The organism is Sphingobium sp., from assembly GCF_035511395.1.
GTDB lineage: Bacteria > Pseudomonadota > Alphaproteobacteria > Sphingomonadales > Sphingomonadaceae > Sphingobium.
In genome coordinates, this window is sequence record NZ_DATKFP010000395.1 from 1 (window position 1) to 8560 (window position 8560).

Annotated in this window: 7 protein-coding genes and 1 pseudogene; all 8 read right to left on the bottom strand. The window is 64.7% G+C overall.

Annotated features, from left to right (window positions below; genetic code table 11):
• Window positions 1-676 (bottom strand): annotated as a pseudogene (locus VMR39_RS26875) (DUF4175 domain-containing protein); the annotation flags it as partial.
• On the bottom strand, window positions 673-1812 hold the full coding sequence (locus tag VMR39_RS26880; protein WP_325421012.1) for a BatA domain-containing protein: 1140 nt from the start codon (window positions 1810-1812) through the stop codon (window positions 673-675). The gene VMR39_RS26880 and the pseudogene VMR39_RS26875, both read right to left, overlap by 4 nt.
• Window positions 1813-1814: 2 nt before the next feature.
• Entirely contained in the window at window positions 1815-2708 is an 894-nt protein-coding gene (locus tag VMR39_RS26885; RefSeq protein WP_325421014.1) for a DUF58 domain-containing protein, read from the bottom strand.
• Between the two features lie 10 nt (window positions 2709-2718).
• Window positions 2719-3708: a MoxR family ATPase gene (locus tag VMR39_RS26890; protein WP_325421016.1), complete on the bottom strand. Its 990-nt coding sequence runs from the start codon at window positions 3706-3708 to the stop codon at window positions 2719-2721.
• Window positions 3709-3830: 122 nt separating this feature from the next.
• Window positions 3831-4526, bottom strand: a complete 696-nt coding sequence (locus tag VMR39_RS26895; RefSeq protein WP_325421018.1) for a DUF4159 domain-containing protein — start codon at window positions 4524-4526, stop codon at window positions 3831-3833.
• A gap of 16 nt (window positions 4527-4542) precedes the next feature.
• Entirely contained in the window at window positions 4543-5877 is a 1335-nt protein-coding gene (locus tag VMR39_RS26900; protein ID WP_325421020.1) for a TldD/PmbA family protein, read from the bottom strand.
• Between the two features lie 21 nt (window positions 5878-5898).
• Window positions 5899-7533 carry a TldD/PmbA family protein gene (locus VMR39_RS26905; protein ID WP_325421022.1) on the bottom strand — a complete coding sequence of 545 codons (1635 nt, stop codon included), beginning with the start codon at window positions 7531-7533 and terminating at the stop codon, window positions 5899-5901.
• Window positions 7534-7764: 231 nt separating this feature from the next.
• Window positions 7765-8560 (bottom strand): polysaccharide deacetylase family protein (locus tag VMR39_RS26910; RefSeq protein WP_325421024.1); only part of this gene is annotated, 796 nt, incomplete at its 5' end.

The following is an 8560-nucleotide window of genomic DNA, read 5'->3' on the forward strand; positions in this document are numbered from 1 at the left end:
CGGCGAGCATCAGCAGTCGCGGGGCGCTCGCCTGCGGATCGAAGCGGAGCGTCCATTCGAGGCGCGATCCCTGCGGCACACGCGCGTCGAGGGATGCGGAGTCGCGAACAGGCAGGCCTGTATAGGCGGGCGGGATAATGCGGAGATTTTGCGCGATGAGACGAGGGACGCCGGGGCGGGCGGGCAGGCCTTCGCTGCTGGGGGCAAGAGCCGGAGGCTCTTCGCCAGCATGCGACCAGAGTAGGGCGCCCGCGATCAGCGCGGTGGCGAGGAGGCTGAGGATCAGGAGCAGGCGTTTCGACCAGGCAGGGGCGAGGTCTTGCGGACTAGCCTGATCGAGGCGCGCGGCGATGCGGGTGCGCTGGAGTGACTGGAGGCGGGAAAGCGAGGCGTTGTCACCGAACAGGAGGGCGCTGCTGTCCTCCAGTTCGGGGCGTGTCGCGTCGAGGCTGCGGATCAGCCAGGCCAGGTCGTGGCGCGCCGCGCGCTGGCGAGCGACGATGAAGGCGACAGCGAACCCGACAATCACAAGCAACCCCGCGACTGACGGACCAGCCAGTCGCCAGCCGATCACGGCGGTGGCAAGGACGAGTGGCAGCGCCAGCGCCAGCGTGTCCATGATGCGGCGGTGACGGGCGGGCGCCGTCCAGTGGGTCCGTAGGACGTCGGCGCTCATGGCGCGATGCTCCGGCTGCGGCGGGTGGCGAGCCAGCGTTCGGTGGTCAGCAGCAGTGCGATCAGGATGGCGAGCCAGGGTCGGAGTTGCCGGGGCGGCTGGTCATAGGCGCGGCCGCCGGAGAGCGGGGCATAGTCGGCGGCGGCTACATGGGAGGGGGCGGGCTGATCGGTGATGAGCGCGCGCAGGTGATCGGGGAAATCGGTTTCCAGCAGTTCGGGCATGTAAGAGGGGGCGAGCGGACGGATGAAGCGGATCAGGCGGCCCTTGCCCAAGGGCAGCGCCTCGGCGAGCGTCTTGCCCACCGCATCGCGCCATAGCGGTTGCGCGGCCTCTTTGGCCGGCGGGTGCGCATCGCTGGCGACGAGCAGAGTACCGCCCTGTTTCGTCCAGTCGATGACGCTATCTGGCAAGGTGCCGCCAGCCAGCCAAACGAGGATGCGTCCCTTTTCAGGCAGCGACGCGTCGGTCGGGAGACTGTCTATTTTGCTGTCGGATTCGGCGGGCTGCCAGACCAGTGCGGCGCCACGGATATAGCGGAGCGCATCGCGATGGGCTTGGTCATGGCGGATCGATATCGCGAGCGGTAGCGCGGGTTTGTTCCCGGTAGCGGCCATCGCGCCGGAAGCAATGCGCCATGTCACCTTGCGCGACAGGCGCAGGCGGTTGGCGTCGGCGCCTTCGAGGATGGTGGGCGTGACGATGGTGAGCGGCGTCTTTGCCGGAAGTTCGGCGTCGAGTTGGCGGATCAGGCTGGCGACGGGCTGCGGGCCTTCTGGCTGGGGCTGGTCGATCTTGGGGAAGCCGGGGGCGAGCCAGTGGATGCGGGCGTCGCCGAGGGTGCCGGGGGCGACCTGCGCGCCGGCCACGATGGCGACATAGGGGCGGTCATCGCCTGCACCGAACAGCACGGGCTGCGCCAGCCAAAGTGCAGCCAGCGCCAGCAATGCCAGGCGGATGAGGAGCAGCGGCCATTCGTCGAAGCGCAGGCGCGATCGGGGTTTGGGGCGCGATCGCAGCCAGCGAAGCGCGGCAAAGTCGGTCGGCTGTTGCTCACTCTTGCGCGCAATATGGATGATGAGCGGCACGATCAACGCCGCGAAGGCGGCCAGCGCCGCCGGGAAAAGCAGGGCCATGCTCAACTATATTCCGCCGCGCCGTGGGCAGCGAACAGGCGGCGCAGTGGCAGGTCCACCGGCTCGTCGAGGACGTGCGGCGCATGGCGGATACCGATCGCCTCCAGCCGGGCATGGAGCGCTTCGCGCGCCTCGGCGAAGCGGGCGAGAAATTCGGCGCGCAGCGCTACGCCATCGGCCAGGAGTTCCTCGCCGGTTTCGGGGTCGCGGAAACGATAGCCGCCGTCGAAGGGGAAATCCCGTTCGGCGACGGTCAGCATTTCGATCACCAGCGTCTCGCGACCCGCTGCGGCGAGTTTTTCCGCCAGCGCCACCGCACCTTCATCGAAACAGTCGGAGAGCAGGATGACGAGGTCATGCGCGCCGATCCGCTCCCACACCGGACCCAGTTGGCTTTCTGGGGCAAAACCGCGCGCCGGGCGGACGTTCAGCAGGTCGAGCAGCAGCCGGTCGCGCTGGCGCAGGCCCGTGGCGGGGGGCAGCAGCGCAAGGCCGCCGTCGCCCAGCGCCATGAAGCCGAAACGGTCGCCCTGCTTCATCGCCAGTTCGGCGATCGCGGCGGCGATGGCCTTGGCCGCGTCGAAGCGGCTGTAGTCGGGGCGGCCGGCGTCGGACTGGCCCATGGAGGCGCTGGCGTCGATCAATATCCAGACCGCGACCGGGCTTTCGCGCTCCGCCTCCCGCACGAAGAATTTGTCTGACCGGGCGTAGAGTTTCCAGTCGATCTGGCGCAGTTCGTCGCCCGGTTCGTAGGCGCGATACTGAGCGAACTCCAAGCCCGCGCCCCGGCTGTGGCTCTGGTGCAGACCGATGCCATGCGACCCGACTGCCCGGCGAGTGACGAGGCGCAGGCCGCGGAGGCGGTTGCGCACGTCAGGAGGGAGGAGATCGGCCATCGCGAAAGGATCAGGCGAGCGGCACGGCGCGGACCAGCGCGGCGACCACGTCATCGGCGCTGCGGCCCTCCGCCTCGGCGGCGAAGGAGAGCAGGAGGCGATGACGCATCACCGGCACGGCGAGAGTGGTGATGTCGTCCCTTGTGGCGGCGAGGCGGCCGTGGAGCAGGGCGCGCGCCTTGGACGCCAGGATCAGCGACTGGCCGGCACGGGGACCGGCGCCCCATTTCACATATTTGCGAATATCTTCCGGCGCGCCTTCGCCGGGGCGGCTGGCGCGGACGATGCGCGTCACCCAGTCGAGCAGGTCGTCGCTGAAATGGACGTCGCGGACGAGGGCTTGCAGGGCCAGCACTTCGTCGCCCTGCATCACGGCGGGGACGGCGGCGGGTTTTGAGCCGGTGGTCTGGGCGAGGATGGCGCGTTCTTCGGCTTCGGTCGGATAATCGACGCGGATATGGAGCAGGAAGCGGTCGAGTTGCGCTTCGGGCAGGGGATAGGTGCCGGCCTGCTCCAGCGGGTTCTGCGTCGCCAGCACGAAGAAGGGGGCGGGCAGGACATGGGTGACGCCTGCGTAGCTGACCGTCTTTTCCTGCATCGCCTCCAGCAGCGCCGCCTGCGTCTTGGGCGGGGTGCGGTTGAGTTCGTCGGCGAGCAGCAGGTTGGTGAACACCGGTCCCTGCTGGAAACGGAAGCTGCGATGGCCGGTGCCATGATCCTCCTCCAGCAATTCGGTGCCGAGAATGTCGCTGGGCATCAGGTCGGGCGTGAACTGGACGCGGCGGAAATCGAGTTTCAGCGCTTCGCCGAGCGAGCGGACGAGCAGCGTCTTGCCGAGGCCGGGCACGCCCTCCAGCAGGCAATGGCCGCCCGCGAGCAGGCCGATCAGCAGTTGCTCCACGACATCGGCCTGCCCGACGATCGCCTGTCCGATCGCGGCGCGCAACTGCGTCAGCGCGCCAAGGCGGTTCTGGATGTCGGCTTCGGTGAGGTCGGTCATGGTTGCTATGCTATCCTCGAAGAGCAATGTGCCGCGGGGGCGGGAATCCATCTCCGACCTTGCGGTTGGGGATGGCGTAGGAGATGAATCCCTGCCTATGCGGGGATGACGGATTTTAAAGGTCACACCGACAGCGCGTACATCACGATATTGACCGCGAACTTCGTATTGTCCTCGGCCAGGAAGCGCTTGTTGCGCCAGTCATAATCCCATTCGCAGCCATAATCCTTGTTGCTGTAGAGAAGGCCCAGCCGCCCGTTCACCTCTATGCCCTTGAGATAGTCGTGGACGAGATCGTCGCCCCAGCCGTTGAGTTCCAACCCGGTGTTGGGCGGGCCATCGAACTTGAAGAAGCTGCGGTAGAGGCCGTGGTTTTTTGGTAGTTCCTTCATCGCTTTCGGGCCGAAGATCTTGGCCATCTGCGCCTCGAACGAGCGGGCGAAGAGGCCGTCTATGTCATGGTTGCAATCGTCCACCATGACGAAGCCGCCATTGCGGACATAACGCTCGAAATTGCGCCGCTCGGCGGGCGAGAATTCCACCAGCTTGTGCCCCGCCATGTAGCAGAACGGCGCGGTCAGCATCTTCGGATCCGAAAGAGCGATGACATGCTCTTTCGGATCGACGCGCAGGGTAGTGTAGTCGATCAGCGAGGTGACGATGTTCGACGGCGTGCGCTGGTCCACGTCCCAGTCGCCGCTGTCATAGCGCAGGCGGGTGAACCAGAAGTCATAACCCCCGGCGGCGGCGAGGGGTCGGGCCAGCAATGTGCTGGCCAGACCACCCGCCATCAACCGAAGAAATTCACCCCGTGTCATGCAGGTCGGCTCGGTGTCACACCGCGTCCGACAGCGAGGTGAAGGTGAAGTCGCGCAGCTTCATCGGCGGCACGACGATGTTCATCGACACTTCGTCCGGTGGCACGCGGACCGGCTTGCCCAGTTCCTCGACATTGTTGAGCATGATGACCGGGCTTTCGTTGAACCGGAAATTCTTGATCGGATATTTGATCTGCCCGTTCTCGATATAGAAGGTGCCGTCGCGGGTCAGGCCGGTCAGCAGCACGGTCTGCGGGTCGACCATGCGGATATACCAGGTGCGGGTGACAAGCACACCGCGCTCGGTCGAGCGGACGAGGTCGGCGGTCGACTTGGTGCCCCCCGTCATCAGGATATTGCCCATCTGGCCGGCGGCGGGCTTGCCCTGTTTGCTCGCCCAGTAACGGCTGTAGTTCAGGTTCACGACCTTGCCGTCCTTCACCATGTCCATGCGCTGGCGGGCGAGCCCGTCTTCGTCCCACGGCTCGCAAGGGGCGACCGAATCCCAGGGGTCGGTGTAGAAATTGACCTGCGGCCCGAACACCTGCTCGCCCAGCTTGTTGCCGCCGCCCTTCTTCGACAGGAAGCTGCGGCCTTCATCGGCCTCTCGCGCGCCGAAGAAGTAGAACATGAAGCCGATCAGGCCCGCAGCCGCCATGGGTTCGAGAATGACGGTATATTTGCCCGGCTCCAGCGCCTTGGCTTCGGACGAGGCCGACGCCTTGCGCATGGCGATCTGGATATCGCTGTCCGCCTTGAAACGGGTGGCATCCTGCGTGTCGGTGCCGACCCAGCCCGACCCGCGGCCATCCTCGGTCCGGACGGTGCAGGTGTAATCGAGCATGGTCGAGCGCTGATAGCCGAAATTGCCCTTGCTGTTGGCGATCGCGGTGAAGCTCTGATTATCCTCCAGATAGCCGGCCGCGATCAGCTTCTGCGTCTTGCAGGCGTTGATCGATGTGGCGGCGACCTGTGCGCGATAGGCAGGCGTGATGTCGGCCGTCGACTGGGCGAAAGTCGGACTGGGCTTGTAGCCCTGCTTTTCGACCGCCGGCATGAACTCCGGATTGTCCGGGGCCAACTGCGCCAGCGTTTCGGCGCGGCGCACGACACGCTCCAGCGACGCATCGTCGAACTGGTTGATGGTCGCGGTGCCGACCTTCTTGCCGTAGGCAACCTGCACGGCCAGCTCGATGTCGTCGGTCACGCCGGCGGTGGACACATTGTTGCGGGCAAAGCGGATATTGCCCTGGATCTTGCCGGTCAGCTGCGCGGTGCATTCGTCGGCCTTGGACAGGGCGACGACCTTGGTCAGGATAGCCTTGGCCTGCACTTCGGTAAGGATGCTCATTGTCTTTTCTCCCTTAAGCGATCAGCCGAGCGAACGCGCGGTGTTGATGACGTTGATGCCGTTAAAGCGCGCGGTCGAGCTACCGTGCGACACAGCCGACACCTGCGGAGGCTGGCCCTTGCCGTCGAAGAAGGAGCCGCCGAGGCGATAGTCGCTGGCGTCGCAGACGCCGACGCAGGCGTTCCAGAATTCCGGGGTGCGAATCTGGTAGGCGACATCCTCGATCTGCTGGGTGATCTTGCCGTTCTTGATCTCGTAGAAGAGCTGGCCGCCGAACTGGGCGTTGTAGCGCTGCTGGTCGATCGAGAAGCTGCCGTCGCCGATGATATAGATGCCGTCCTCGACCCCTGCGATCATGTCCGCGACGCTCTTCTTCGCCTTGCCCGGTTCAAGCGACACATTGGCCATGCGCTGGAACTGGACGTTGGACCAACTGTCGGCATAGGCGCAGCCGTCCGATTCCTTCTTGCCCTCGATATGGGCCTGATCGCGGATCGCCTGATAGCCGACGAGCTTGCCGTCGCGGATCAGATCCCACTTCTTGGTCTTGACGCCTTCATCGTCATAGGCGACCGCGCCAAGGCTGCCGGGCTGGGTCTTGTCAGCGACGATGTTCACATTGGCGCTGCCATATTGGAAACGGCTTTCCAGCTTGTCCATCGTGGCGAAGCTGGTGCCGGCATAGTTGGCCTCATAGCCCAGCACGCGGTCGAGTTCGAGCGGGTGGCCGACCGATTCATGGATGGTGAGCCAGGTGTGCGACGGGTCGAGGACCAGGTCGTATTTGCCCGGCTTGACCGAAGGCGCCTTGATCTTGGCGCGCGCCTGCTTGGCGGCGGCGATCGCGTCTTCCTTCATGTCATAGCTGTTGCCGTAGACGACCACGCCATTGGGCAGAACGGTCTTGCCCGACGGCGCGCCGTCCAGATATTCGAAGCCAAGCCCCATGGGGGAGGACAGGCCCTCGCGTGTGCGGAACTTGCCGGTCGTCTTGTCGACCGCCGTGATGGTGGTAGGCGCCCAGATGCGATGGACGTCCTGGTCGATATAGCTGCCGTCGGTGCTGGCGAAATATTTCTGCTCGTTGACCAGGAACAGGATGGAATTGATGAAGTCCGCGCCCGCGTCCATCGCGGCGGCGTTGACGTCCATCAGCAGCGCAACCTTGTCCTTGATCGGCACGGCCATGGCGTTCTTGACGATCGGCGTCTTCCAGCTGACTTCGCCTACGCCCCTGGCGGGAGCCAGTTCGACCGGAGCGGTCTGCGCCGGAGCATTGGCCTTGGCGATGGCGACTGCCTGCTGCGCGGCCTTGGCCACGGCGTCGGCGGTCATCTCGTTGGTGGCGGCGAAGCCCCAGGCACCATTGGTGATCACGCGGATGCCGACACCGGACGATTCGGTGTTGACGATATTCTCGACATTGCGCTCGCGGGTGATGACGAACTGGCGCAGGTAGCGGCCGACGCGGACGTCGCAATAGCTGGCGCCCGCGCTCTTCGCCGCGTTCATGGCGGCGTCGGCCAGGCTCTTCTTCACCGCCACGTCGATGGCGCTGTTCAATTCCTCGGCGGCGATGGCCCTACCGAACATGGCGGGGAGGACGAGGCCGCCCATGCCTGCGGCGCCCAACGCCAGAAAATTTCGTCTGTGCAAGTTTCGTCTCCTGCCTGATTATGCCCGTATTTTGCGGGTCGGATTGTGCCTGAGATGCGGCCGCTGGCCGTATCGGCTTGATAAGGCGGATCATTGCCGCCCGGTCAGGTGGGGTCAAATATCTTTTACGAACGCGCAAGAAGCGGTTCCCGGCTTTCGACAGATGACATCTGTCGAAAAACTCTGGCCTGCTGCCTGCTTCGGTGAGCGGCGCGACGGGATCGGATGACTCTAGCGGCAGAGCGACTTGAGATTGTCCGTCGGCTGAAGTGAAGGAAAAGCCTCGGTATCGATGCGGGCCTTTCGCGCGGCGCGGTCCATTACGAGCTGGTTTCCGGCCCATGGATCGTCGGCATAGGCGGCATCGCCCTGGGCCTGCGGCAGGCTGACATAGCGTGCGCCGGCCGCTTCCAGCCGAGCAAGCACATCGGGCATCGTCATCGAACTCCAGGCGCTGAGATGTGTGAGCAGCACTTGTGGGATCATGCGACCATAGGTCTGCATGGACAGCGCTTTCATTCGCGCTATGCCGTCGTCCACACCCTTGAAATATTGACTTTTCATCGCCTCTATGGACGCATCATCGCCTTTCGCGAGGCAGCGGGCATAGGCGTCGCCATAGGCCCAGTCGTCGAAGCTGACGCTGACTTCGGCGACCTTGTAGCCATGCTGCTTCAGGAAGGCTGCCGCAGCGTCATGGACCTGCCGATCCCTTCCGGCCGACAGGAAGGGGAAGCGGAAATAGTGCCAGTCCGCGCCCCTCATCCGCCGCGCGATCTGCTGCTCATCCTTCAGGACATCGGCTTTCCAGTCTTCCAGCGGCGTCTTATTGAGATTCAGATGGTTGTAGGAATGATTTCCCAGCGGAAAGGAGGCGTCTCGCCAACTGGACAGAACATCCCGGCCGTCGCTGTCGCGCTGCAATTTCGATGCATTGACGAACCCGTAGACCGCGGGAACGCGATGGGCTTTCAAGGCCGCTATATATTCATCGGCGATTTGCAAGCGGCTCATCCCCGGCGGAAGC

What these genes read in the sequence shown, in the direction of transcription:
- VMR39_RS26900 (WP_325421020.1), bottom strand. Translation starts at nt 5,877, where the DNA reads ATGAGCATCCTTACCGAAGTGCAGGCCAAGGCTATCCTGACCAAGGTC.
- VMR39_RS26885 (WP_325421014.1), bottom strand. Translation starts at nt 2,708, where the DNA reads ATGGCCGATCTCCTCCCTCCTGACGTGCGCAACCGCCTCCGCGGCCTG.
- VMR39_RS26890 (WP_325421016.1), bottom strand. Translation starts at nt 3,708, where the DNA reads ATGACCGACCTCACCGAAGCCGACATCCAGAACCGCCTTGGCGCGCTG.
- VMR39_RS26880 (WP_325421012.1), bottom strand. Translation starts at nt 1,812, where the DNA reads ATGGCCCTGCTTTTCCCGGCGGCGCTGGCCGCCTTCGCGGCGTTGATC.
- VMR39_RS26895 (WP_325421018.1), bottom strand. Translation starts at nt 4,526, where the DNA reads ATGACACGGGGTGAATTTCTTCGGTTGATGGCGGGTGGTCTGGCCAGC.